Genomic DNA, 24,893 nt, shown 5'->3' with positions numbered 1-24,893 from the left:
GCGATCGTCGTGCGGAGCTGCGGTGTCCCGGAGCCCGTCACCCGGTGGCGGGCTCCGCCGCCACAGCGGGCACCGGGCGCGTTTCGGGAAGCAGCGCGAAGCAGCCCAGGCTGAGCAGCGCGATGCCCGTCAGATACGCCCCCACCCCCCAGGGCACCCGACCGCCCTGCTCGGCCAGCGCCGTGGCCGCGATCGGCGTGAGCGCGCCCCCGAGGACGCCACCGAGGTTGTAGCCCACCGCGGCGCCCGTGCAGCGCACCCGGGGCTCGTACAACTCGGGCAGATACGCTGCGATCACGGCGAACATCGTGATGAACGCGATCATCGCCCCGGCGAACCCCAGGAACATCGGCAGCGGCGCGCCCGTCGCGAGGAGCGCGACCATCGGGACCATCCACAGGGCCGCGGCAGAGCACCCGATCAGGCAGAGGGGCCGTCGCCCGTAACGGTCGCCGAGGAGAGCCATCACCGGTGTGAGCGAGCCCTTCACCACCACCGCGCTCATGACGCAGGTCAGCATGACGCTGCGGCTCACCCCGAGCCGCTCCGTGGCGTACGCGAGGGACCAGGTCGTTACGGTGTAGAAGATCGCGTATCCGATAGACAGCGCCCCGGCCGTCAGCAGCACGAGCCGCCAGTGGTCGCGTACGACCTCGGCGAGCGGCACGCGCGCGTGGTCGTCGATTTCGAGGAACCGGGGGCTCTCGGCGAGCGACGACCGCAGCCACAGCCCCACCACCGCGAGCACACCCGCCGCCCAGAACGGCACGCGCCATCCCCACGCGGCGAACTGAGCCTCGGAGAGCGTCGCCGACAGCCCCAGCACCACACCGTTGGCGAGCAGGAAGCCCAGCGCGGGCCCGACCTGCGGGAAGCTCGACCACAGCCCGCGGCGCCCGGCAGGCGCGTGCTCCACGGTCAGCAGGACGGCCCCGCCCCACTCGCCGCCGATGCCCAGCCCCTGCAGGAAGCGCAGCACGAGCAGCAGCAGGGGAGCGGTGACACCGATCGTGTCGTACGTCGGCACGCAGCCGACCGCGACCGTGGAGGCACCGGTCAGCAGCAGCGAGGCTACGAGGACCGGCCGGCGTCCGTGCCGGTCCCCGATGTGCCCGAACAGCACCGACCCCAGGGGCCGCGCCACAAAGCCCACGCCGAACGTCGCGAAGGCGGCGAGGGTCCCCGCCACGGGCGAAAACGTAGGGAAGAACAGCGGGCCCAGGACCAGCGCCGCCGCGGTCCCGTAGACGAAGAAGTCGTAGAACTCGATGGCCGTCCCGGCGAGCGAGGCCGCCGCGAGCCGCAGCATGGAGGGTGCCCTTACGGTGCGTACGTCGTGCATGCTGCGTCAACTACCCACAGTGACCACGGGTTACGGGGGCGTACGGGCGCGCCGGGCCCTCCTCAGTACGTGACGGTGATGCGCCGGGCGAGGCCGTCGACACGGACGATGCCGCCGTAAGGGATGACGAGTTGCGGATCGGTGTGGCCGAAGTCCACGTCGAAGACGATCGGGGTGTTGGGGGCATATATGCCCATGGCCCGCAGCACTGCCTCACGCTGCGCGGCGGCGTAACGTGCGCCCTGTTCGGGGCTGTTGGGGCGCTCGAAGGACCAGGTCCTCGCCCGGCCCATGAGCAGCGCCGCGAAGCGCCGCAGAAGCCCGCGCTCGCCCATGTTCCGCAGGGTCCGGAAGACCTCGTCGGCGCTCGGCATGTCCTCCGACGTCTCCAGGAGCAGCACTCCGCCGTCGTATGCCGACAAGTCGCGCGAGATCTCGCGGTCGGCCATCAGCAGCCAGCCGACGATCTCCAGGCAACCTCCCCAAGTGCGGCCTTCCACCGCCCGGTCGGCATTGACCCAGGTCCATCCGTCGGCTGGGCGCATCTCCGGCTCCGCGTCGAAGGTCGCCGGGTCGGCCCAGTCGCCGTTGATGTCGCTCCAGCTCTCGGCCGGCTTGAGTTCGTACTCGCCCGAGGTGAACAGCGCGGCCCGCAGCGAGTCGGCGGTCTGCGGGTGCATGGCGCCGGGGCGGCCCAGCTCGCACATCACGGTCGCGCCGTGAAAGCCGACGATTCCGGTGTTGTACAGAAACATGAGCAGGTTCGTGTTGTCGCTCATGCCGAAGAACGGCTTCGGGTTCGCCCGGATCAACTCCCGGTCCAGCAGCGGCAACACGGTGATCTGGTCGTCGCCGCCGATGGACGCCATGACCGCCTTTATGCCGGGGTCGGCGAACGCGGCGTGGATGTCGTCGGCCCGCTCCTGCGGCGTCGAGCCCACCTTGCGGGTCGCCGGGTACTCGACCGGTTCGAGACCGTAGTCCTTGCGCAGCCGCTCCAGGCCCAGCTCGTAGGGGCGCGGGAAGAGCGCGGGCAGACCTGCGGAGGGGGAGATGACAGCGACGCGATCGCCGGGTAGGGGCTTCGGAGGGTACGAGATCATGGTCATGACCGGAGGGTAGGACCCATGGCGTGATGCATGCACCGTGATAAACCGGGGTCTGAGCAGCGGTCCTCGACGGGCCGCCCGACCCCGAACGGACCGGAGGAACCGTGCCCCGCACCCTGGCCAACGCCCCGATCATGATCCTCAACGGCCCCAACCTGAACCTGCTGGGCCAGCGCCAGCCGGAGATCTACGGCTCCGAGACCCTGGCCGACGTGGAGGCCCTGTGCGCCAAGGCGGCGGCTGCGCACGGCGGCACGATCGACTTCCGGCAGTCCAACCACGAGGGCGAGCTGGTCGACTGGATCCACGAGGCACGGCTGAACCACTGCGGGATCGTGATCAACCCCGGCGCCTACTCGCACACCTCGGTGGCGATCCTGGATGCGCTCAACACCTGCGACGGGCTTCCTGTGTTGGAGGTCCACATCTCCAACATCCACAAGCGCGAGTCGTTCCGGCACCACTCGTACGTCTCCCTGCGCGCCGACGGCGTCATCGCGGGGTGCGGTGTGCAGGGGTACGTGTTCGGTGTGGAGCGGGTCGCGGCGCTGGCGGGAGCGGGACAGGCGCACACCTGAACCCCGATCGGCAGGTAAGTACCGCCGACCATTGCGGGCGGTCCTTACAGCCGCCCCGCCTCCACGATCCGCCGCAGGAAGCGCCGCGTGCGCTCCTGCCGCGGATCGCCGAAGATCTGCTCAGCTGTGCCGCGCTCCAGCACCACACCTCCGTCCAGAAAACAAACCTGGTCGGCGACCTCGCGGGCGAACCCCATCTCGTGGGTGGCCAGCACCATCGTCATCCCGTCCTCCTTCAAGTCGCGGACGACGGCGAGGACTTCGCCCACGAGCTCCGGGTCGAGGGCGGCGGTGATCTCGTCGAGCAGCAGCAGCCGGGGACGTACGGCCAGGGCGCGGACGATCGCGACCCGCTGCTGCTGACCACCGCTCAGCCGGTCCGGGTACTCGCCCGCCTTGCCGGCCAGCCCGAGCCGCTCCAGCAGCTCACGCGCGCGTGCCTCGGCCTCCGCCCGGGACACGCCGTGCACCCGGCGCGGGGCGAGGGTGATGTTCTCCAGGACCGTCATGTGCGGGAAGAGGTTGTACGCCTGGAACACCACGCCGATACGGCGCCGTACGGCGTCCTGGTCGACGCGCGGATCGGTGATCTCCTCGCCGTCCAGCCAGATCGCGCCGTCGTCGATGTCCTCCAGGAGGTTCGCGCACCGCAGCAGCGTGGACTTGCCGGAGCCGGAGGCACCGATCAACGCGGTCACCGTGTGCGGGGCGACCTCCAGGTCGACATCCCGCAGCACGATCGAGCTCCCGAAGGTCTTGCGGACGGACTCCATGCGCAGCACAGGCGCGTCGCTCAAAGAGCTTGCGTCGCTCACAGGGCTCCTCCTTGGGCGCGCCGACGGTCCATCCGGGCCGTCACCCAGTCCGTGAAGCGGGTCATCGGGATGGTCAGCGCCACGAAGACCAGGCCCGCGACGATGTACGGCGTGTAGTTGAGGCTGCGGCCCACGATGATGTCCGCGGCCCGTACGGCGTCCACCGCACCGCCGATCGACACCAGACCGGTGTCCTTCTGCAGCGACACCAGGTCGTTGAGCAGGGGCGGCACCTGACGGCGCACGGCCTGCGGCAGGACCACGTGCCGCAGCGCCTGCCGGTTGGTGAGGCCGAGCGAGCGGGCCGCGGCGCGCTGCGAGGGGTGGACGGACTCGATGCCGGCGCGGAACACCTCGGCGACGTACGCCGAATACGTCAGCGTCAGCGCCGTGCCGCCCAGCAGCACCGGATCGACGGTGACGCCCTGCAGCCGCAGCGCGGGGACCCCCAGCACGACGATCATGAGGTTAATGATGAGCGGAAGGCCCCGGAAGAAGTCCGTGTACGCGGCCGCCAGCACCCGCAGCGGGAAGAACACCGGGCCACGCAGGGTGCGGGCGACGGCGATGAGCATGCCGAGGACCAGCACGGCCGCGCCGCAGATCAGCAGCAGCCGGACGTTGAGCCACAGCCCTTCGAGGACCTTCGGGACCGCCTCGCGCGCGTACTCCCAGTTGAAGAACGTCTCCTGGGTGCGCGGCCAGCCCGGCGCATTGACCACGACCAGGTAGAGCACGACCCCGGTGACCAGGGTGGAGAGGGCCGCGATCGCCGTGGCGCGGCGGGCGCGGGCGCGCTTGTAGCGCTCGCGGGCGAGACGTCGTTGCGAGGGGACGTAACCGTCGTCGCCCGCGCCGGGCATGCCACCGTTGTCGTCCGCGCCCTCGTGGCCGGACCTTTCCTTCGGGACCGTCACTTGCCGGACTCTTCCTTCGTGACCGTCACTTGAGCACCGGAGCGTCGACGGCGTCCGACAGCCACTGCTGCTCGAGCTTGTCCAGGGTGCCGTCCTCGCGCAGGGTGTCCACGGCGTCCGTCACGCACGCGGTGAGTGCGCTGCCCTTGTCGAGCACGAGCCCGAACTGTTCCGGCGTACCGCCCTGGTTCTCGAACTGCCCGACGATCGTCGCGTCCGTCACCTCGGCGGCGGTGATGTAGAACGCGGTCGGCAGATCGACGACGATGGCGTCGACCTGGCCGTTCTTCAGTGCGGACTTGGCCTGGTCGTTCTTGGCGTACGCGGCGGCCTGCTGCGTCGGCTTCACCACGTCGTCGATGTAGTCGAGGCTGGTGGTGCCCACCTGGGCGCCCAGCTTGAGGCCTTTGAGCTCCGCGATGCTCTTCGCCTTCGCGGCCTTGGTGCCCTTCAGCGCGATGACGGCCTGGCGGACGTCGTAGTAGCCGGAGGAGAAGTCCACGGCCTTCTTGCGCTCGTCGCTGATGGACACCTGGTTGATGTCGAAGTCGAAGGTCTTCTCGCCTGGTGCGAAGGCCTTGTTGAACGGCACGCTCTGCCAGACGACGGCGCCCTTGCCGTAGCCGAGCTGCTTCGCCACGGCATAGGCGACCGCCGACTCGAATCCCTCACCGTTGGCGGGCTTGTCGTCCTTGAACCAGGGCTCGTACGCCGGCTCGTCGGTTGCGATCGTCAGCTTGCCGGAGGTCTTGGTGGCCAACTTGCCCTTGGCGCAGGTGTTCCCGGCCGACCCGGACGGCGTGTCGGCGGCCTTGCCCTCCGGCTGCGGGGCACAGCCGAGAGCGGTGGCGAGGAGTGCTGTCGTTGCGACGGCGACGGCGCGACGCAGCGCGCGAGGGGCAAGGTGCATGGCGGGAGATTGACAGTACACCGTCGTGTTTGTCGAGGTCGCGACGGCAATCGTCCGCATAGTGGGAACGGGTGTTGCGTTCCTGTGAACACGTCCCGCCGCAGCCACAGCCGCAGTCGCCGGGGCCGCCGGTCGAGGGCGGGGATTGGGAGACCGGCGGCCCGTACCGCTCAGGAGCCGTCATCCTGCGCGGGGCTGCTTCCAGTTGACTGCGCAACAACGTCCGCCGGGAGCGCGCGCATGGCACCGGCGCGTGTGAACGATTCACACGGGGCGCGTACGCGGGGAGTGCACGGCGCGCATGCTCGCCGGTTGCGCGTCCAGCGGCCCGGCGGTCACCAGCCCCGCGCGTGCCACTCCGGCAGATGCGGCCGCTCCGCGCCCAGCGTCGTGTCGTTGCCGTGCCCCGGGTAGACCCACGTCTCGTCCGGCAGCACGTCGAAGATCTTCGTCTCGACGTCGTGGATCAGACTGGCGAACGCCTTCGGATCCTTACGGGTGTTGCCCACGCCGCCCGGGAACAGGCAGTCCCCGGTGAACACATGGGGGTGCCCGTGCGGGTCGTCGTAGACGAGGGCGATCGAACCCGGCGTGTGCCCCACCAGGTGGCGCGCGGTGAGTTCCACGCGCCCTACCCGGATGGTGTCGCCGTCGTCGACCAGGACGTCGGTCGGCACCGGGATGCCTTCGGCGTCGTCGCGTCCGGCGTACGTGCGCGCGCCGGTGGCCTCGACGACCGCGGCGAGCGCCTGCCAGTGGTCGCCGTGCCGGTGCGTGGTGACGACGGACGCGATGCCGTCGTCACCGATCATGCCGAGCAGCGCGTCCGCGTCGTTGGCGGCGTCGATCAGCAGCTGCTCGTCCGTGGCCCGGCAGCGCAGCAGATAGGCGTTGTTGTCCATCGGGCCGACCGCGATCTTGGTGATCATCAGGTCCTTGAGCTCGTGCACGTCGGCGGGGCCACCGACGGTCACCTGTCCGCTGTACGTCATGTCGGCAGCCTATAGCGGCAGGGCGGTCCCCGGGCTGTCCAGGCTCCCCAGCGGCAGGGCGGCCCGGGGAACGGACCACGGCGGCGAGGCGGCCCCGGGGACCGTCCAGGTGCTACAGCGGGGGAAGCGACGGCAGCGAGCCGCCCTCCACGCTCAGGCCGGATCCGTCGCGGCGCCCGGCGAGCCAGCCGAGCAGCTCGGGTGCGGGACCTCGGACGGTGACCTCGGCAGCGCCCTCCTCCCGGCCCGTGCTCCACGCGCGCGTGCCGTCCGTGAGACGGGTCGGCGGTACATCGGGGTGCCCGGTGAACCTCTCCGCGAGGAAGTCGATCTCGCGCTCAACGAACTCCGCCGGCAGGTCCTCCAGCTCGTACCCGATCCCGAGATCCACGTGGTGCAGCTCCACCTCGACCCACCGCCGGAACGGCACCCGGGCCGCCACGTCGGTGACCCCGTTGCGGAGCTCCACCGTGCGCGACCAGTCCGCGGGCGCCGCTCCCGTCTCCTGGAAGCGGGCCGCGCTCTCGCGCACGTCGGAGAGCTGGGTGTCGAGAGGGCGCGGGGCATCCCGTTCGATGTCGGCGTCCCGAGCGGTGGCGGAGAGGTACATGGGACGCCCTTCGAGGACGTTCACGAGGGCGTCGGCGTTGCGGGCGAGGTGCGCGAGGACGTGGCCGCGGGTCCAGCCGGGGAGCCGTGACGGCTCGGCCACGGACGCGTTGTCCAGTTTGGCGGCTGCGGTGAGCAGCCGGTCGGTCGCTTCACGTACAGACGCCAGGTCACGAGCGTGATCAATCATGCTGCTGACACTAGCCCCGCCACACCTTTGGGTGAAGGTGGTGAACGCGTGCCGTAAATCGAATGCGCGTGCTATAGGGTCGGTCGTGACGTCGGGCATGCTGGAGGGCCCGGGATTGTTGTCGCATCCGGGAATCCGACCGGCGTTGTCAGTGGCTCCCCCTAGTCTGAGAAAGCACGGGGGCCTCGAATCCGGGAAAGCACGGGGGCCTCGCCCCCCTGTCACTTCTCTCAAGAAAGGTGCGGACCGGCGTGGCCGACCGTCTCATCGTCCGTGGAGCGCGCGAGCACAACCTCAAGAATGTCTCGCTCGACCTCCCGCGCGACTCGCTCATCGTCTTCACGGGCCTGTCGGGGTCGGGCAAGTCCTCGCTGGCCTTCGACACCATCTTCGCCGAGGGGCAGCGGCGCTACGTGGAGTCCCTGTCGTCGTACGCCCGGCAGTTCCTCGGCCAGATGGACAAGCCGGACGTCGACTTCATCGAGGGCCTGTCCCCGGCGGTCTCCATCGACCAGAAGTCGACCTCGCGCAACCCGCGCTCGACGGTCGGCACCATCACCGAGGTCTACGACTATCTGCGACTGCTCTTCGCGCGCATCGGCAAGCCGCACTGCCCCGAGTGCGGCCGCCCGATCTCGCGCCAGTCGCCGCAGGCCATCGTCGACAAGGTCCTGGAGCTGCCGGAGGGGAGCCGCTTCCAGGTGCTGTCGCCGCTGGTGCGCGAGCGCAAGGGCGAGTTCGTCGACCTCTTCGCCGACCTCCAGACCAAGGGCTACTCCCGCGCGCGCGTGGACGGCGAGACGATCCAGCTGTCCAACCCGCCCACGCTGAAGAAGCAGGAGAAGCACACGATCGAGGTGGTCGTCGACCGCCTCACGGTGAAGGACTCCGCCAAGCGCCGCCTCACCGACTCCGTGGAGACCGCCCTCGGCCTGTCCGGCGGCATGGTCGTGCTCGACTTCGTCGACCTCCCCGAGGACGACCCCGAGCGCGAGCGCATGTACTCGGAGCACCTGTACTGCCCGTACGACGACCTGTCCTTCGAGGAGCTGGAGCCGCGCTCCTTCTCCTTCAACTCGCCCTTCGGCGCCTGCCCCGAGTGCACTGGCATCGGTACGCGCATGGAGGTCGACCCCGAGCTGATCGTCCCGGACGAGGAGAAGTCCCTCGACGAGGGCGCCATCCACCCCTGGTCGCACGGCCACACCAAGGACTACTTCGGCCGCCTGATCGGAGCCCTCGCGGACGCGCTGGGCTTCCGCACGGACATCCCCTTCGCGGGTCTGCCGCAGCGCGCCAAGAAGGCCCTGCTGTACGGCCACAAGACGCAGATCGAGGTCCGCTACCGCAACCGGTACGGCCGCGAGCGCGTGTACACGACGCCCTTCGAGGGTGCCGTCCCCTTCGTCAAGCGCCGGCACAGCGAGGCCGAGAGCGACGCCAGCCGTGAGCGCTTCGAGGGCTACATGCGCGAGGTGCCCTGCCCCACCTGTGAGGGCACCCGCCTGAAGCCGATCGTCCTCGCGGTCACGATCATGGAGAAGTCGATCGCCGAGGTCTCCGCGATGTCGATCAGCGACTGCGCGGACTTCCTGGGCGAGCTGAGGCTCAACGCCCGCGACAAGAAGATCGCCGAGCGCGTGCTGAAGGAGGTCAACGAGCGGCTGCGGTTCCTGGTCGACGTCGGCCTGGACTATCTGTCGCTCAACCGTGCGGCCGGCACGCTCTCCGGCGGCGAGGCCCAGCGCATCCGCCTGGCCACCCAGATCGGCTCCGGACTCGTCGGCGTCCTGTACGTCCTCGACGAGCCGTCCATCGGCCTGCACCAGCGCGACAACCACCGGCTCATCGAGACCCTCGTCCGGCTGCGCGACATGGGCAACACGCTCATCGTCGTCGAGCACGACGAGGACACCATCAAGACCGCCGACTGGGTCGTCGACATCGGCCCCGGCGCCGGTGAGCACGGCGGCAAGGTCGTGCACAGCGGCTCTCTGAAGGAGCTGCTCGCCAACGCCGAGTCGCAGACCGGCCAGTACCTGTCCGGCAAGAAGTCCATCCCACTGCCCGACATCCGCCGCCCGCACGACCCGTCCCGGCTGCTCACGGTGCACGGCGCCCGTGAGAACAACCTCCAGGACATCGACGTCTCGTTCCCGCTGGGCGTGTTCACCGCGGTCACCGGCGTGTCCGGCTCCGGCAAGTCGACGCTGGTCAACGACATCCTGTACACGCACCTGGCCCGCGAGCTCAACGGCGCGCGCAACGTCCCCGGGCGGCACACGCGCGTGGACGGCGACGACCTCGTCGACAAGGTCGTGCACGTCGACCAGTCGCCCATCGGCCGCACCCCGCGGTCGAACCCGGCGACGTACACCGGCGTCTTCGACCACATCCGCAAGCTGTTCGCCGAGACCACCGAGGCGAAGGTCCGCGGCTACATGCCCGGCCGCTTCTCCTTCAACGTCAAGGGCGGCCGCTGCGAGAACTGCGCGGGCGACGGCACCATCAAGATCGAGATGAACTTCCTCCCGGACGTGTACGTCCCGTGCGAGGTCTGCCACGGCGCCCGGTACAACCGGGAGACCCTGGAGGTCCACTACAAGGGCAAGTCCATCTCCGAGGTCCTGAACATGCCCATCGAAGAGGCCATGACCTTCTTCGAGGCCGTCCCGGCGATCAACCGCCACCTGAAGACGCTCAACGACGTCGGTCTCGGCTACGTCCGGCTCGGCCAGTCCGCGACCACCCTGTCCGGCGGTGAGGCGCAGCGCGTGAAGCTCGCCAGCGAGCTCCAGAAGCGCTCCACCGGCCGCACGGTCTACGTCCTCGACGAGCCGACCACCGGTCTGCACTTCGAGGACATCAGCAAGCTGCTGAAGGTCCTCTCCGGCCTGGTCGACAAGGGCAACACGGTCATCGTCATCGAGCACAACCTCGACGTGATCAAGACCGCCGACTGGGTCGTGGACATGGGCCCCGAGGGCGGCGCAGGCGGTGGCCTCGTCGTTGCCGAAGGCACACCTGAGCAGGTCGCCGGGGTGCCCGCCAGCCACACCGGCAAGTTCCTGCGCGAGATCCTCGGCGCCGACCGGATCAGCGACGCGGCCTCGGTGAAGGCCCCGCGCAAGACGGCGGCCAGGAAGACGGTCGCGGCGGCATCGACGGCGAAGAAGACGGCGACCGCCAGGACCACGAAGCCGGCCAACAACAAGGCCACCGACAAGGCGGCCGGGGCCACGAAGAAGACGGCAACCGCGAAGAAGTCGACGCGGGCCCGCAAGGCCTGAGGCTCGCGGGCAACGAGCCCGAACAAATCCTGAAACGTGCGGCGCCCCGCGGGAACTCCCCGCGGGGCGCCGCACGTTCCCTCATCAGCCGCCCGATCCCTGCGGCTGCGACGAACCTTGACTCCTCAACAGCGGAATGGAACGGAACCCAACGCCTCCTAGAAGTCCCCCAGTTCGGAGGCGTACGGCGGTTCAGCCCCCGCCCGGGAACAGGTGATCGCGGCAGCCCGCGCCGCGAACCGCAGCAGCCGTGTCCAGCCGTCGGCGCCCAGTCCCACAAGCGCCTCGGCGGACAGAGCGTCCTGGGCGGCCAGGCCGTGCAACAGGGCCGCGTTCACGGTGTCGCCCGCACCGATCGTGTCCACGACGTCGACCTTCTCGCCCGGCACGGCGTGCACCGCGCCGTCCCGCGTGAAGGCGATCAGCCCGTCACCGCCCTGAGTGATCACGACGGCCGCAGGTCCCGCGGCAAGCCACTCGCGCGGAGTGCCGCCCAGCCACAGCGCGTCCTCCTCGGAGAGCTTCAGCAGCGACACCGACGGCAGCCAGCTCTTGAACCGCGCCCGGTAGCCGTCCGGGTCGGGGATCAGGCCGGCCCGGATGTTCGGGTCGAGCGCGGTGAACACCCCTTGCGCGGCCGCGCTCCGCATCAGCTCCTCATAGGCGCTCGCCCCCGGTTCCAGGACGAGCGAGCAGGTACCGAAGGACACCGCGCGCGCCTCCGCGGGCAGCGCCCTGGGTGCCGTGAAGAGCCGGTCGGCGGTGCCCTCGACATAGAAGGAGTACGCGGCCGACCCGTTCGCGTCGATGGTCGCGACCGCGAGGGTTGTCGGCTCCATGCCGCGCTGCACGGCCGATGCATCGACCCCGGCCTTCCGCAGCCCGTCGAGCAGTGCCTCTCCGAAGGCGTCGTAGGACGTGCGGGAGTAGAAGGCGGTGGGCGAGCCGAGTCGGCCGAGGGCCACCGCGGTGTTGTAGGGGCCGCCGCCGAGCGCCGGCTTCAGACCCGCAAGGGCGCCCGGGCCCTGCGGTACCAGGTCGATCAGAGCCTCACCGGCGACGACGATCACGAGACGGTTCCTTTCACGGACGACAGGGGCTGGTCGGGACTGTCGGATGGCAGGGGCTGTGCGGTGGCCTCGGGCTTCCCGGACCCCTCTGGCACTGCGGACCCCGCCGGCATCCCGGGCCTCGTGGATATCACCGCCCGCCCGAGCGTCTCGGGTGTCCCGGCCTTTTCGGATCGCCGGGCCCGCCCGGACCGCGGCGGCTGTTCGTCGCAGCCGCACGACGTGCGATGCACGAAGGTGCACGGGAGACGCACCGTCCGGGCGGGCCGGTCCGGCGAGGCAAGGCGGTCCAGCAGCACACGGACCGCCTCAGCGCCGATGTCCCTGCTGGGCTGCGCTATCGCGGTGAGCCGGGGCGAGAACAGATCGGCCCAGGCGAAGTCGTCGAAGCAGCACAGTGCGATGTCGTCGGGCACGGACATGCCGCGGTCACGCAGGGCGCGCAGGGCGCCGATCGTCATCGCGTTGTTGGCGGTGACGAGCGCGGTGGGCGGTGCGGCGAGAGCCAGCAGCGCGGCGGTGGCCTGTTCGGCGCCGGCCGACTCGGAGTCGCCGTGCACGACGAGGTGTTCGTCGTAGGCGAGCCCGGCGGCGGCCAGGCCGTCCCGGTATCCGGTGAGCCGCTCGCTGGTGGTGCTGAGTCCGGGCAGGCCGGCGACCAGGGCGATCCGCCGGTGGCCGAGTCCGGCGAGATGGGTGACCAACCGGGCCACGGGTTCGGCGCTGTCGGCGCAGACCTGGTCGAAGCGGGGTGAGCCGTCCGCAGAGGTGTCGACCACGCGGTCGAGGAGGACGGTCGGCACATGGTGGCGGCCGAGGTAGGCGACCAGATCCCGGGGGTCGGCGGAAGGCGCGACGATCATGCCGTCCACCCGGCGTTCGTGTAGCAGTTGGACGACCTTGCGTTCATGCACCGGATCGTCGTGCGGGTCGGCGATGAGCAGGCTGTAGCCGTGTTCCAGGGCCGCGGCCTCGACGCCCTGGAGGATCTCCGTGAAGTACGGGTTGCTGATCGCCGACACCGCGAGCCCTATGGACCGGGTGCGGGAGGTGACCAGGGAACGGGCGAGGGTGTTGGGCGTGTAGCCGAGCTCGTCCATGGCGTCCAGCACCGCCTGGCGGGTGTGGGGCAGCACCGGCCGAGTGTCGTTCAGCACATGGGAGACGGTGGCCACGGACACGCCGGCGCGCCGGGCGACGTCGGCCATGGTCGCCATCGGGATCCCCTCCCTGTTCCGCCTGTGCCGCGCCCCTCCCCGGGGCGCGGCGGGTCTTCTGGCCGGGAACGTATCCCATTCGGAGCCGGACGTAAACGCTTGCGCAATCGTTTACGTCCCCTCCAGGCCTGCCAAGGGGAACGTCAGGCCGTGCTCGGATCAGAACGTGGCGGTCAGCCGGGCCGAGGCCAGGGTGGTGCGAGGGCGCCTCACTCCCACTCCCACCCGATGCCCACGATCCCCGTCCGCACCCGTGGCTCGACAAGGTGGACGGAGTGGTGCAGGCCGCTGAGGGCCAGTCCCTGGTGGCCGCTGCGGGGCGCTGCCGCCGAGTGCTGGGCGAAGCGGTGGCAGCGGACGGGGAGGGCGTTCTCGGCGAAACGGACCTGGAGGGCGTACTGGCCGCCCGCAAGCGGAAAGCCGCGGGCGTATTCACGGGACACATCGGCCGTGCCGTCCTCGACGCCGTAGCGGAAGAGGTAGGTGTCGCCGGCCCGCAGACGCCTGTCGAAGAGCATCTCGGCCACGAGGACACCGGTGTCGTGGTGCCACCGGACCCGTCCCGTGCGGCAGTTCTCCAGAGCCCGCACCGTCATGCGCTCCGGTACGCACCCCGGGTCGCCGTGATGGACGGCGACGAAGCGGTCCACGCCGTCCTTGTGGGCGCGCACGATGTGGTGGGACTCGCGCCCCGCCAGCTCACGGCGCGCGCCGATCCGTACCCGCTCGTGGTGGGCGAGGGTGTGCACGCCGCCGTCGACCGGCCAGTCCAGCTCCGCCAGCAGCTGCTCCAGGACGCCCGACGCCTCCACCAGGGAGCGGTAGGAGCGAGCCGCCGGCCGCTGAAGGGCCGCGTGGTCGTCGGCCTCGGCGAGCAGCCGGATCAGGGACTCCTCCGGCAGTTGGAGTATCTCCTCCAAGGCCCGTACCGCGCGCAATGACTCGGGGCGCTGCGGTCGGCGCGCCCCCTGCTGCCAGTAGCTCAGGCTGGTGACGCCCACCTTCACACCGCGACGGGACAGATGGTGCTGCACGCGCTGCAGCGGCAGTCCCCGGGCGGCTATCGCGGCGCGCAGGGCGACGTGGAAGGGGCCGCCTTGCAGGGCCGTGTCCAGTTCCGCGGTGGCGACGGCAGGGATGTCCGCGTGCTGTGTGGCGTGCGGCATGCAGGGGCCTTTCTGTGGTTGTTCACAACGGTTGGTCGGACCGTTCGCGCGGCTCGTCGGGGCCACCCCGTGGGCACGGCAGGGGGCTTCACATCCGTACGCCGTGGTTCACGGCCCCGAGTTCCCCCGCATTGAAGCGTGTTGACCAAGTCCCGACAACACCTGATGTCCGACGGCGGCGCACGGCTGGCCGAGTCCCGATGCCTTCGCGTGCCCGGCTGCCTCAAGTCGCGGGAGGTGCCCCGAATCCGGATGTGCATGCGGGCATGGCAGGGTGTGGCCGTGCATTCGACGGATGATCAGCCACGGCCCCTGGCGACTTGCTGGCTGTACTGGATCGCGGTACCGACCGGTGACCAGGCCGGGGTCATGGCGACACTGGGGCTCAGCCGGTCCAGGCCGGTGACCTTCGCGGAGGCCGAGGTGATCATCGACGAGGACGGCCACGGAGGGGCGGACGACAATCCCGACGGACTGGCCCGGGTGTACGTGAGCCCGGAGGTCGACGGATGGACCTTGGTCATCGGCCCGTGGTGCGACCCGTGCGGCAGCGCGCGCAGCGATGAGGTGCTGCGTCTGTGCGGGGAGCTGAGCGCACGGTACGGCCGGGCACAGGCGTACTACTACGGCATGCAGGGCGATGGTTCAGCCTGGCTCGTCACCGAGCGTGGCACGGTGCTGCGACGTTACAGCGAGACGGGGGAGGGCGAGGACGCCCTGCTCACCCTCGGCGAACCGCTGCCCTTCGAAAGTGCCCGGCGGGAGGAGCTGGGACTGCCACCGACCTGGGACGAGGCGACGGAGAGCGACGACGACCAGGACGAATGGAAGTGGGCCGCGTTCGATCTCGCTCCCGGGATCGCCGCCGCTCTGGGCGTCAGCCCGCTCACGCTGACGGCCGACACCCGGGTGCGTGGCACGGGCGTTCTCGCGATCACGAACGCCGCCGTGGCGGACCGCGCGGCCGACGGCGGCCCACGAGGGCCACGCTGAGGTCCTGAGCCGGTCTGTTCGCCCCCGCCCACAGCGTGCACGGACACGTCACCGCGGTGTCCGGCACCGGGCCCCGGAACGCGGCATGACCACCCCGTGCGGCGGCCGTTCTCCCGTCGCCGGCGTCCCGCCGAGCGCGCAGCCGGGTTGTCCACAGCCTCGCCGGACTGTCACCCCTCGCCAGTAGGGTGTGAGACATGGCCGACCCCTCCAGCTACCGCCCCAAGCCGGGACAGATCCCGGACTCTCCCGGGGTGTACAGGTTCCGCGACGAGCACCGCCGGGTGATCTACGTCGGAAAGGCGAAGAGCCTGCGCCAGCGCCTGGCGAACTACTTCCAGGACCTGGCGGGCCTCCACCCGCGCACCCGCACGATGGTCACCACGGCCGCGTCCGTGGAGTGGACCGTGGTGTCCACCGAGGTCGAGGCCCTGCAGCTGGAGTACTCCTGGATCAAGGAGTTCGACCCCCGGTTCAACGTCAAGTACCGCGACGACAAGAGCTACCCGTACCTCGCGGTGACGATGAACGAGGAGTACCCGCGCGTGCAGGTGATGCGCGGTCACAAGAAGAAGGGCGTCAGGTATTTCGGGCCGTACGCGCACGCGTGGGCGATCCGCGACACCGTCGACCTCCTCCTGCGCGTCTTCCCCGTGCGCACCTGCTCGGCCGGCGTCTTCAAGAACGCCCGCCGCACCGGCCGCCCCTGCCTGCTCGGCTACATCGGCAAGTGCTCCGCCCCCTGCGTGGACCGCGTCTCCGCCGAGGAGCACCGTGAACTGGCCGAAGAATTCTGCGACTTCATGACCGGCCGCACGAGCACCTATCTGCGCCGTCTGGAGAAGCAGATGATGGAGGCGGCCGAGGAGATGGAGTACGAGCGGGCCGCCCGCCTGCGCGACGACATCGAGGCCCTGAAGAAGGCCATGGAGAAGAACGCGGTCGTGCTCGCCGACGCGACCGACGCCGACCTCATCGCCGTCGCCGAGGACGAGCTGGAAGCGGCCGTGCAGATCTTCCACGTCCGCGGTGGCCGGGTGCGCGGCCAGCGCGGCTGGGTCACCGACAAGGTCGAGGAGATCACCACCGGCGCCCTCGTCGAGCACGCCCTCCAGCAGCTCTACGGAGAGGAGACCGGGGACGCCGTCCCCAAGGAGGTCCTCGTCCCGGCCCTGCCCGAGCCGGTGGAGCCGGTGCAGGAGTGGCTCACCGGGCGACGCGGCTCGAACGTGTCGCTGCGCATCCCGCAGCGCGGCGACAAGCGCGCCCTCATGGAGACCGTCGAGCGCAACGCCAAGCAGGCTCTCGTCCTGCACAAGACCAAGCGCGCCTCCGACCTGACCACGCGCTCGCGCGCGCTGGAGGAGATCGCGGACGCTCTCGACCTGGACAGTGCCCCCCTCAGGATCGAGTGCTACGACATCTCGCACCTCCAGGGCGACGACGTCGTGGCCTCCATGGTCGTCTTCGAGGACGGGCTGCAGCGCAAGAGCGAGTACCGCCGCTTCCAGATCAAGGGCTTCGAGGGCCAGGACGACGTCCGCTCCATGCACGAGGTGATCACCCGTCGCTTCAAGCGCTACCTCGCCGAGAAGGAGAAGACGGGGGAGTGGGCCGACGGCGAGAACGCTCTTGCGACCTCCGACGCGGACAGCACCCTCACCTCCGACGCACAGAGCACGCTCACCTCGCCCGGCGAGCCCCTTACCAACGGCCTCAAGGACGACGACGGCCGCCCCAAGCGCTTCGCCTACCCGCCGCAGCTCGTCGTCGTCGACGGTGGGCAGCCCCAGGTCGCCGCCGCCAAGAAGGCCCTCGACGAGCTCGGGATCGACGACGTCGCCGTGTGCGGCCTCGCCAAGCGCCTGGAGGAGGTGTGGCTGCCGGACGACGACGACCCGGTGGTCCTGCCCCGCACCAGCGAGGGCCTCTATCTGCTGCAGCGCGTCCGAGACGAGGCCCACCGTTTCGCGATCACCTATCAGCGCACGAAGCGGGCCAAACGTTTCCGGGCGAGCCCGCTGGACGACGTGCCGGGGCTCGGGGATGCGCGCAAGCAGGCACTGCTGAAACATTTCGGTTCGTTGAAGAAACTTCGATCCGCCACCATCGACCAGATCTGCGAGGTGCCCGGCATAGGCCGCAAGACGGCCGAGACGATCGCCGTGGCGCTTGCCCAGGCGGCACCGGCCGCACCCGCCGTGAACACGGCGACTGGAGAGATCATGGAGGAGGAACCCTCCACCATGGGTTCCAGCGGGGAGCCCGTACGGACGGGCGCCCCGGACGAGCGACGGGGGCAGGAGACATGAATGTGAACAAGCACGACGGGCAACAAGGCCACAACGGAGACGGAGCACAGGTGAGTACCGGCACGAACGGCGATACGGCCGGACTTCCCGAGGCGGCCATCCCGGAGCTGGTGATCATCTCCGGCATGTCCGGGGCGGGCCGCTCGACGGCGGCCAAGTGTCTGGAGGACCTCGGCTGGTTCGTCGTCGACAACCTCCCGCCCGCGCTGATCCCCACCATGGTGGAGCTCGGCGCCCGCTCCCAGGGCAACGTCGCCCGGATCGCGGTGGTCGTCGACGTCCGCGGCCGGCGCTTCTTCGACAACCTCCGTGAGTCCCTCTCCGACCTCGACACGCGGGGCGTGACGCGCCGGATCGTCTTCCTGGAGTCCTCCGACGACGCCCTGGTGCGCCGCTTCGAGTCGGTGCGCCGCCCGCACCCCCTCCAGGGCGACGGCCGTATCGTCGACGGCATCGCCGCCGAGCGCGAGCTGCTGCGCGAGCTGCGCGGCGACGCCGACCTGGTGATCGACACCTCCAGCCTCAATGTGCACGAGCTGCGGGCCAAGATGGACGCCCAGTTCGCCGGCGAGGAGGAGCCCGAGCTGCGGGCCACCGTCATGTCCTTCGGCTTCAAGTACGGCCTCCCGGTCGACGCCGACCTGGTCGTGGACATGCGCTTCCTGCCCAACCCGCACTGGGTTCCGGAGCTGCGCCCCTACACCGGCCTGAACGAGGAGGTCGCGGCGTACGTCTTCAACCAGCCCGGCGCGAAGGAGTTCATCGACCGCTACTCCGAGCTGCTCCAGCTGATCGCGGCCGGATACCGTCGCGAGGGCAAGCGGTACGTGACCATCGCGGTCGGCTGCACCGGCGGCAAGCACCGCTCGGTCGCCACATCGGAGAAGCTCGCAGCGCGCCTTGCCTCCCAGGGCGTGGAGACGGTGGTCGTGCACCGGGACATGGGACGCGAATGACGGGACGTACTCCGCGGCTGAGCAGGCTGCGCCGCGCGGTGCCCGAGTCGCGCGCCGGCCGGCCCGCCGAGGCCCGCGGTGCCAGGCCGCGGCGCCGGGGCACCCAGCCCAAGGTCGTCGCCCTCGGCGGCGGTATGGGCCTGTCCGCCTCGCTCGCCGCGCTGCGCCGGATCACCGGCGACCTCACCGCCGTCGTCACCGTGGCCGACGACGGCGGCTCCAGCGGGCGCCTGCGCGACGAGCTGGGCGTGCTGCCGCCCGGCGACCTGCGCAAGGCGCTGGCCGCGCTGTGCGGGGACGACGACTGGGGCCAGACCTGGGCCCGCGTCATCCAGCACCGCTTCCACTCCAAGGGCGACCTGCACGACCACGCGGTGGGCAATCTGCTGATCGTCGCGCTGTGGGAGCAGCTCGGCGATCATGTCCAGGCCCTCGACCTGGTCGGGCGGCTGCTCGGCGCGCAGGGGCGCGTGCTGCCCATGTCCGCGGTGCCGCTGGAGCTGCAGGCCCTGGTCAAGGGGCACGACCCGGACCGGCCCGAGGAGGTCGACACCGTGCGCGGCCAGGCCACCGTGGCCCTCACCCCCGGCGAGGTGCAGTCGGTGCAGGTCGTGCCGCACGATCCGCCCGCCGTTCCGGAGGCCGTCGCCGCCGTCCGGGACGCGGACTGGGTGGTGCTCGGTCCGGGCTCGTGGTTCTCCTCGGTCATCCCGCACCTGCTCGTCCCGGAACTCCTGGACGCCCTCATCGAGACGAAGGCGCGCCGGGTACTCTCGCTGAACCTCGCGCCGCAGCCGGGAGAAACCGAAGGCTTCTCCCCGCAGCGTCATTTGGAGGTTTTGGGACGACACGCCCCTAAACTCGCCCTGGACGTGGTGCTGGCCGACGAGGCCGCCGTGCCGGACCGGGATGTGCTCACCGAGGCCGCCAAGCGGCTCGGTGCCGCGGTCGAGCTGGCCCCGGTGGCCCGGAGGGACGGGACGCCCCGGCACGACCCGGAGCTGCTGGCCGCCGCGTACGACCGTATTTTTCGGATGCATGGAAGGATCGGCCCATGGCGATGACGGCAGCGGTGAAGGATGAGATCTCCCGGCTCCCCGTCACCCGGACCTGCTGCAGGAAGGCGGAGGTCTCCGCCATTCTGCGGTTCGCCGGCGGCCTCCACCTGGTCAGCGGACGGATCGTGATCGAGGCGGAGCTGGACACCGCGATGGCGGCCCGCCGGCTCAAGCGGGACATCCTGGAGATCTTCGGCCACAGCTCCGAGTTGATCGTGATGGCGCCGGGCGGGCTGCGCCGCGGCTCGCGCTACGTCGTGCGCGTGGTCGCGGGCGGTGACCAGCTGGCCCGGCAGACCGGCCTGGTCGACGGGCGGGGCCGCCCGATCCGCGGCCTGCCCCCGCAGGTGGTCTCCGGGGCCACCTGCGACGCCGAGGCCGCCTGGCGGGGCGCCTTCCTGGCGCACGGTTCGCTCACCGAGCCCGGCCGCTCCTCCTCGCTGGAGGTGACCTGCCCGGGCCCCGAGGCAGCGCTCGCTCTGGTCGGCGCCGCCCGTCGGCTGTCGATCGCGGCCAAGGCCCGCGAGGTGCGCGGCGTGGACCGCGTGGTCGTCCGGGACGGCGACGCGATCGGCGCCCTGCTGACCCGGCTCGGCGCGCACGAGTCGGTGCTGGCCTGGGAGGAGCGCCGCATGCGCCGCGAGGTGCGCGCCACGGCGAACCGTCTCGCCAACTTCGACGACGCCAACCTCCGCCGCTCGGCGCGCGCGGCCGTCGCCGCCGGCGCCCGCGTCCAGCGGGCCCTGGAGATCCTCGGTGAAGAGGTCCCCGAGCACCTCGCCGCCGCCGGACGCCTGCGCATGGAGCACAAGCAGGCATCCCTGGAGGAGCTGGGCGCCCTCGCCGACCCGCCGCTGACCAAGGACGCCGTCGCCGGCCGTATCCGCCGGCTGCTCGCCATGGCCGACAAGCGGGCCCAGGACCTCGGCATCCCGGGCACGGAGGCCAACCTCTCCGAGGAGCTTGCGGACAACCTCGCGGGATGACATAAGGGATCGTCAACGTGCCGGTGCCGACGCCCACTTGGGACGTCGGCACCGGTATTTGTCAGTCTTTGCGGCACTCTTGACTGGACCGTGAAGTGGCATGAGCCTGGCAGTCATTCGTCACTGTGGCGAAACACTGCTAGGGGGGTTCATGAGACCCAGAGCGAGATCGATCCTCGCTGCCGGTGCGCTCCTGATAGGCGGAGCGAGCATCGCACCCATCGCCCAGGCACAACCGGGCAGTTCACAGGAGACAGACCCGAACGAGGTCAAGGTCTTCCGCGCCGAGGTCACCAAGAAGCAGATACCCCTGCTGCTCGCGGCCGGCCAGGACGGCCACGAACTCAGTGAGCAGGCGCCCGAGAAGGGCACGGCCACCGTCGAGGTCTACCTCACCGACGACCAGGCCAAGAAACTCGAGAAGCAGGGCGTCGAGCTCACCGAGCACGACCTCTCCGCCAAGGCCGAGGCCCGTACCGAGAAGGCCGCCGAGGGCGTGTACCGCCCGTACAGCGGAAGCGGGGGCCTCAAGGAGGAGATCGTCCGGACGGGGCAGGAGAACCCCGGCCTCACCAAGGTCGTCTCCATCGGCAAGACCATCAACGGCCAGGACATCCTGGCGGTCAAGCTCACCAAGAACGCCAAGAAGACGAAGGACGGCGCCAAGCCGTCCGTCCTCTACGTCTCCAACCAGCACGCGCGCGAGTGGATCACGCCGGAGATGACCCGGCGCCTGATGCACTACTACCTGGACAACTACAAGACCGACAAGCGCGTCAAGAAGATTGTCGACTCGACCGAGCTGTGGTTCGTCATCTCGGCCAACCCCGACGGCTACGACCACACCTTCAAGGACTCCACGACCCGCCTGTGGCGCAAGAACCTGCGGGACATCAACGGCGACGGTGCCATCAGCACCGGCGACGGCGTCGACCTCAACCGCAACTTCCCCTACAAGTGGGGCTACGACGACGAGGGTTCGTCCCCCAACCCCACCAGCGAGACCTACCGCGGCGCGTCCCCGGCATCCGAGCCGGAGACGCGGGCGATGGACGCCTTCCAGAAGCGGATCGGCTTCGACTACGGCATCAACTACCACTCCGCGGCCGAACTCATCCTCTACGGTGTCGGCTGGCAGGTGGCCACCGACAGCCCGGACGACGTCCTCTACAAGGCGCTCGCCGGCACGCCGGAGAACCCCGCCGTCCCCGGCTATCACCCGCAGGTCTCCTCGGAGCTGTACACCACCAACGGCGAGACCGACGGCCACGCCTCGAACGTCAACGGCACAGCGATGTTCACGCCCGAGATGTCGACCTGCCAGACCGCGTCGAACATCGACCCGAACGACCAGTGGAACGCGCGGGACTGCCAGTCGGTCTTCAACTTCCCGGACGACGAGAAGCTGATCCAGGACGAGTTCGCCAAGAACGTCCCGTTCGCGCTCTCCGTCGCCGAGTCCGCCGCCAAGCCCGACCAGCCGAAGTCATCGGTCGGCCTGAGCGCCGCCGACTTCACGCCGGCGCCGTTCACCACGTCGTACTCCCGCGGCGCCGACCAGGAAGTCTCGGTCGTCGCACGGAAGTCCGTGCGCGACAAGGAGCTCAAGTACCGCGTCAACGGCGGCCGTACGGAGGACATGGCGCTCAGGCCCTGGAAGGGCGGCGAGACGTACGGCGGTGAGGACAACCTCTACTTCGACGAGTACCGGGCCAAGGTCGCCGACGGTGACCCGGGCGACAAGGTCGAGGTGTGGTTCACCGGTGAGACCAGGAGCGGAAAGAAGGTCTCCAGCGAGCACTTCACGTACACGGTGGCGCAGCGGCCGCGCGCGGACGTCCTCGTGGTCGCCGAGGAAGGCGCCACCGCCACGCACGCGCAGAAGTACGTCGACGCGCTGAAGGCCAACGGCCGCAAGGCGGTCGTCTGGGACGTCGCCACGCAGGGCGCGCCCGACGCGCTCGGTGTGCTGAGCCACTTCGACACCGTCGTCCACTACACCGGCGCGAACGTCCCGGGCAACGCCACCCAGCTCCAGCTGCGCGCCTTCCTCAACGAGGGCGGCAAGCTGATGGAGGCGGGCGAGCAGGCCGGCGGCGCCGTCGATCTCGGCGGTGGCACCCTGTCGAACGACTTCAGCCAGTACTACCTGGGTGCCTACTCCCGTACGTCGACCCCGGGGGCCACCGGCTTCACCGGCTCCGGCAAGCTCGGCGGCTTCACCGGAGCGCTCGGCGACGCCACCGGCAATCCGCTCGACAAGGCCGGTACCTACGCCGTCACCTCGGACGAGCTGCCCGCCGCCACGTACCCGCAGTTCGCCAGCGCGGGCGCGGGCCAGTTCGCCGGGACCGTCAACCCGTACGGGCCCTACGCGGGCTCCTCCATGGCGGCCGCCGTGCACACCGACGACGCTTACAAGCGGCTGACCAGGACCGTCGACCTCACCGGAGTGAACGCGGCGGACAAGCCGGCGCTGCGCACCCAGCTGCTGTGGGACGTCGAGCCCGGCTACGACAACGTCCTGGTCGAGGCCCACACCACCGGGGCGGAGGACTGGACGACGCTCCCCGAGGCGGGCGGTGCCACCAGCACCACCGTGCCGGCGGACTGCGAGGCCGGGTTCTACGTGGCCGAGCACCCGTGGCTGGCCCACTACCTCAGCGTGGCCAGCAGCGGCTGCACCGCGACCGGCAGCAGCGGCTCGTGGAACGCCCTCACCGGTGCTTCCGAGGGCTGGAAGCAGCTCAGCTTCGACCTGAGCGCGTACGCCGGCAAGTCGGTCGAGCTCTCGATTAGCTATGTCAGCGACCCGTCCTTCGGCGGGCACGGCGTCCTCGCCGACGAGACCTCGCTCGTCGTCGGCGGTACGGCGACCGAGACCGAGGGCTTCGAGACGTCGCTCGGCGCCTGGAAGGTGACCGGACCGCCCGCGGGCAGCCCGGCCGCACTCAAGGACTGGACGCGCACCGGAGCGCTGTTCCAGACCTATGGAGCGGTCACCACGGACGACACCGTGCTGCTGGGCTTCGGCCTGGAGCACGTCTCCGCGGCCGCCGACCGCAAGGCGCTCATCGGAAAGGCCCTCGACTCACTTGACGAGTGACACGCCGAGGTCAACTGTGCGCGACGCAGAGTGACCAAATCGAGTGATCCGGGCTTTCGGGCGAGGCGGTCCGTACCCCTACTGACGGGTACGGACCGCCGTGCCGTGTATGAGGCATCTGGATGTCACCACGGCGGCCTCAGAGAGGTAGGGTCGTAGGCGGTCGGGGACATCCCAAATAGAGCTCGCCGGCACCGCATGGCCGGCGTACCAACGAGGAGATCGGTTCGTGACGATCCGCGTAGGCATCAACGGCTTCGGTCGTATCGGTCGCAACTACTTCCGCGCGCTGCTGGAGCAGGGTGCTGACATCGAGATCGTGGCTGTCAACGACCTGGGTGACACTGCGACCACCGCTCACCTGCTGAAGTACGACACGATTCTGGGCCGCCTCAAGCAGGAGGTCACCCACACCGCCGACACCATCACGGTCGACGGCAAGACCATCAAGGTCCTGTCGGAGCGCAACCCCGCAGACATCCCGTGGGGCGAGCTGGGCGTCGACATCGTCATCGAGTCGACCGGCATCTTCACGAAGAAGGCCGACGCCGAGAAGCACATCGCCGGCGGCGCCAAGAAGGTCCTCATCTCGGCTCCGGCCTCCGGCGAGGACATCACCATCGTGATGGGCGTCAACAACGACAAGTACGACCCGGCGAACCACCACGTCATCTCCAACGCCTCCTGCACCACCAACTGTGTGGCGCCGATGGCGAAGGTCCTCGACGAGAACTTCGGCATCGTCAAGGGTCTGATGACCACGGTGCACGCGTACACGAACGACCAGCGCATCCTGGACTTCCCGCACAAGGACCTGCGCCGCGCCCGTGCCGCCGCCGAGAACATCATCCCGACCACCACGGGTGCCGCCAAGGCCACCGCGCTGGTCCTCCCGCAGCTCAAGGGCAAGCTGGACGGCATCGCGATGCGCGTCCCGGTCCCGACCGGCTCGGTCACCGACCTCGTCCTGGAGCTCGGCCGCGAGGTCACCAAGGAAGAGATCAACGCCGCCTTCCAGAAGGCAGCCGAGGGCGAGCTGAAGGGCATCCTCGAGTACACCGAGGACCCGATCGTCTCCTCCGACATCGTCAACGCCCCGGCGTCCTGCACCTTCGACTCCTCCCTGACCATGGTCCAGGAGGGCAAGAACGTGAAGGTCATCGGCTGGTACGACAACGAGTGGGGCTACTCCAACCGCCTCGTCGACCTCACGGTCTTCGTCGGCAACCAGCTCTGATATCCAGAGCAGGCACCTTGATGTGAGTCAGGGCTCGGGC

General features: G+C 69.9%; 19 protein-coding genes. 9 read left to right on the top strand and 10 right to left on the bottom strand.

Annotated features, from left to right (window positions below):
• Positions 1–37: 37 nt before the first annotated feature.
• Together ACQEV2_RS10060 and ACQEV2_RS10055 are read right to left on the bottom strand one after the other, a co-directional pair.
• A complete protein-coding gene (locus tag ACQEV2_RS10060) occupies positions 38–1,342 on the bottom strand; it encodes an MFS transporter (protein ID WP_433038781.1) in 1,305 nt (434 codons plus the stop codon).
• 62 nt (positions 1,343–1,404) lie between these two features.
• The gene (locus ACQEV2_RS10055) at positions 1,405–2,451 is read right to left on the bottom strand and encodes a S66 family peptidase (RefSeq protein WP_433038779.1); all 1,047 of its coding nucleotides are present in this window, start codon (positions 2,449–2,451) and stop codon (positions 1,405–1,407) included.
• A gap of 104 nt (positions 2,452–2,555) precedes the next feature.
• Here ACQEV2_RS10055 and aroQ point away from each other — a divergent pair, with 104 nt between their 5' ends.
• Complete coding sequence (gene aroQ / locus ACQEV2_RS10050) at positions 2,556–3,029, top strand: type II 3-dehydroquinate dehydratase (RefSeq protein ID WP_433038777.1); 474 nt, start codon at positions 2,556–2,558, stop codon at positions 3,027–3,029.
• A gap of 44 nt (positions 3,030–3,073) precedes the next feature.
• Here the strand turns inward: aroQ and ACQEV2_RS10045 are convergent, their stop codons facing one another.
• The 5 genes from ACQEV2_RS10045 to ACQEV2_RS10025 form a co-directional block, all read right to left on the bottom strand.
• Positions 3,074–3,802, bottom strand: a complete 729-nt coding sequence (locus ACQEV2_RS10045) for an amino acid ABC transporter ATP-binding protein (protein WP_433054324.1) — start codon at positions 3,800–3,802, stop codon at positions 3,074–3,076.
• A gap of 38 nt (positions 3,803–3,840) precedes the next feature.
• On the bottom strand, positions 3,841–4,761 hold the full coding sequence (locus ACQEV2_RS10040; protein ID WP_433038775.1) for an amino acid ABC transporter permease: 921 nt from the start codon (positions 4,759–4,761) through the stop codon (positions 3,841–3,843).
• 25 nt (positions 4,762–4,786) lie between these two features.
• Positions 4,787–5,671, bottom strand: coding sequence for an ABC transporter substrate-binding protein (locus tag ACQEV2_RS10035; protein WP_433038772.1), 885 nt, complete (start codon positions 5,669–5,671; stop codon positions 4,787–4,789).
• A gap of 335 nt (positions 5,672–6,006) precedes the next feature.
• Entirely contained in the window at positions 6,007–6,663 is a 657-nt protein-coding gene (locus tag ACQEV2_RS10030; RefSeq protein WP_433038770.1) for an MBL fold metallo-hydrolase, read from the bottom strand.
• Positions 6,664–6,775: 112 nt separating this feature from the next.
• On the bottom strand, positions 6,776–7,462 hold the full coding sequence (locus ACQEV2_RS10025) for a maleylpyruvate isomerase family mycothiol-dependent enzyme (protein WP_433038768.1): 687 nt from the start codon (positions 7,460–7,462) through the stop codon (positions 6,776–6,778).
• Positions 7,463–7,713: 251 nt separating this feature from the next.
• Here ACQEV2_RS10025 and uvrA point away from each other — a divergent pair, with 251 nt between their 5' ends.
• The gene (gene uvrA / locus ACQEV2_RS10020) at positions 7,714–10,752 is read left to right on the top strand and encodes an excinuclease ABC subunit UvrA (protein WP_433038766.1); all 3,039 of its coding nucleotides are present in this window, start codon (positions 7,714–7,716) and stop codon (positions 10,750–10,752) included.
• A 158-nt stretch (positions 10,753–10,910) separates the two neighbouring features.
• Here uvrA and ACQEV2_RS10015 read toward each other — a convergent pair whose 3' ends face one another.
• The 3 genes from ACQEV2_RS10015 to ACQEV2_RS10005 form a co-directional block, all read right to left on the bottom strand.
• Entirely contained in the window at positions 10,911–11,822 is a 912-nt protein-coding gene (locus tag ACQEV2_RS10015) for a carbohydrate kinase family protein (protein WP_433038764.1), read from the bottom strand.
• Positions 11,819–13,039 (bottom strand): LacI family DNA-binding transcriptional regulator, encoded by a 1,221-nt coding sequence (locus tag ACQEV2_RS10010; protein WP_433038762.1) that lies wholly within the window; start codon positions 13,037–13,039, stop codon positions 11,819–11,821. The genes ACQEV2_RS10015 and ACQEV2_RS10010 overlap by 4 nt, the downstream gene beginning before the upstream one ends.
• 209 nt (positions 13,040–13,248) lie before the next feature.
• Complete coding sequence (locus ACQEV2_RS10005; protein WP_433038760.1) at positions 13,249–14,205, bottom strand: hypothetical protein; 957 nt, start codon at positions 14,203–14,205, stop codon at positions 13,249–13,251.
• A gap of 369 nt (positions 14,206–14,574) precedes the next feature.
• Here ACQEV2_RS10005 and ACQEV2_RS10000 point away from each other — a divergent pair, with 369 nt between their 5' ends.
• The 7 genes from ACQEV2_RS10000 (at position 14,575) to gap (ending at position 24,853) form a co-directional block, all read left to right on the top strand.
• The gene (locus tag ACQEV2_RS10000; protein WP_433038758.1) at positions 14,575–15,198 is read left to right on the top strand and encodes a hypothetical protein; all 624 of its coding nucleotides are present in this window, start codon (positions 14,575–14,577) and stop codon (positions 15,196–15,198) included.
• 197 nt (positions 15,199–15,395) lie between these two features.
• The gene (gene uvrC, locus ACQEV2_RS09995; protein WP_433038756.1) at positions 15,396–17,510 is read left to right on the top strand and encodes an excinuclease ABC subunit UvrC; all 2,115 of its coding nucleotides are present in this window, start codon (positions 15,396–15,398) and stop codon (positions 17,508–17,510) included.
• Positions 17,507–18,466, top strand: a complete 960-nt coding sequence (gene rapZ / locus ACQEV2_RS09990; RefSeq protein WP_433038754.1) for an RNase adapter RapZ — start codon at positions 17,507–17,509, stop codon at positions 18,464–18,466. Before uvrC ends, rapZ begins: the two co-directional genes overlap by 4 nt.
• Positions 18,463–19,530 carry a gluconeogenesis factor YvcK family protein gene (locus ACQEV2_RS09985; RefSeq protein ID WP_433038752.1) on the top strand — a complete coding sequence of 356 codons (1,068 nt, stop codon included), beginning with the start codon at positions 18,463–18,465 and terminating at the stop codon, positions 19,528–19,530. Before rapZ ends, ACQEV2_RS09985 begins: the two co-directional genes overlap by 4 nt.
• A complete protein-coding gene (whiA, locus tag ACQEV2_RS09980; protein WP_190070616.1) occupies positions 19,521–20,510 on the top strand; it encodes a DNA-binding protein WhiA in 990 nt (329 codons plus the stop codon). The genes ACQEV2_RS09985 and whiA overlap by 10 nt, the downstream gene beginning before the upstream one ends.
• Before the next feature lie 151 nt (positions 20,511–20,661).
• Complete coding sequence (locus tag ACQEV2_RS09975) at positions 20,662–23,616, top strand: M14 family zinc carboxypeptidase (RefSeq protein WP_433038750.1); 2,955 nt, start codon at positions 20,662–20,664, stop codon at positions 23,614–23,616.
• A gap of 229 nt (positions 23,617–23,845) precedes the next feature.
• A complete protein-coding gene (gap, locus tag ACQEV2_RS09970) occupies positions 23,846–24,853 on the top strand; it encodes a type I glyceraldehyde-3-phosphate dehydrogenase (protein ID WP_126391134.1) in 1,008 nt (335 codons plus the stop codon).
• Positions 24,854–24,893 lie beyond the last annotated feature (40 nt).

The sequence above is a fragment of the Streptomyces sp. CA-251387 genome (assembly GCF_050936625.1).
GTDB lineage: Bacteria > Actinomycetota > Actinomycetes > Streptomycetales > Streptomycetaceae > Streptomyces.
The sequence above is the reverse complement of the archived record's forward strand: the minus strand, read 5'-3'. Positions and strand labels throughout refer to the sequence as shown.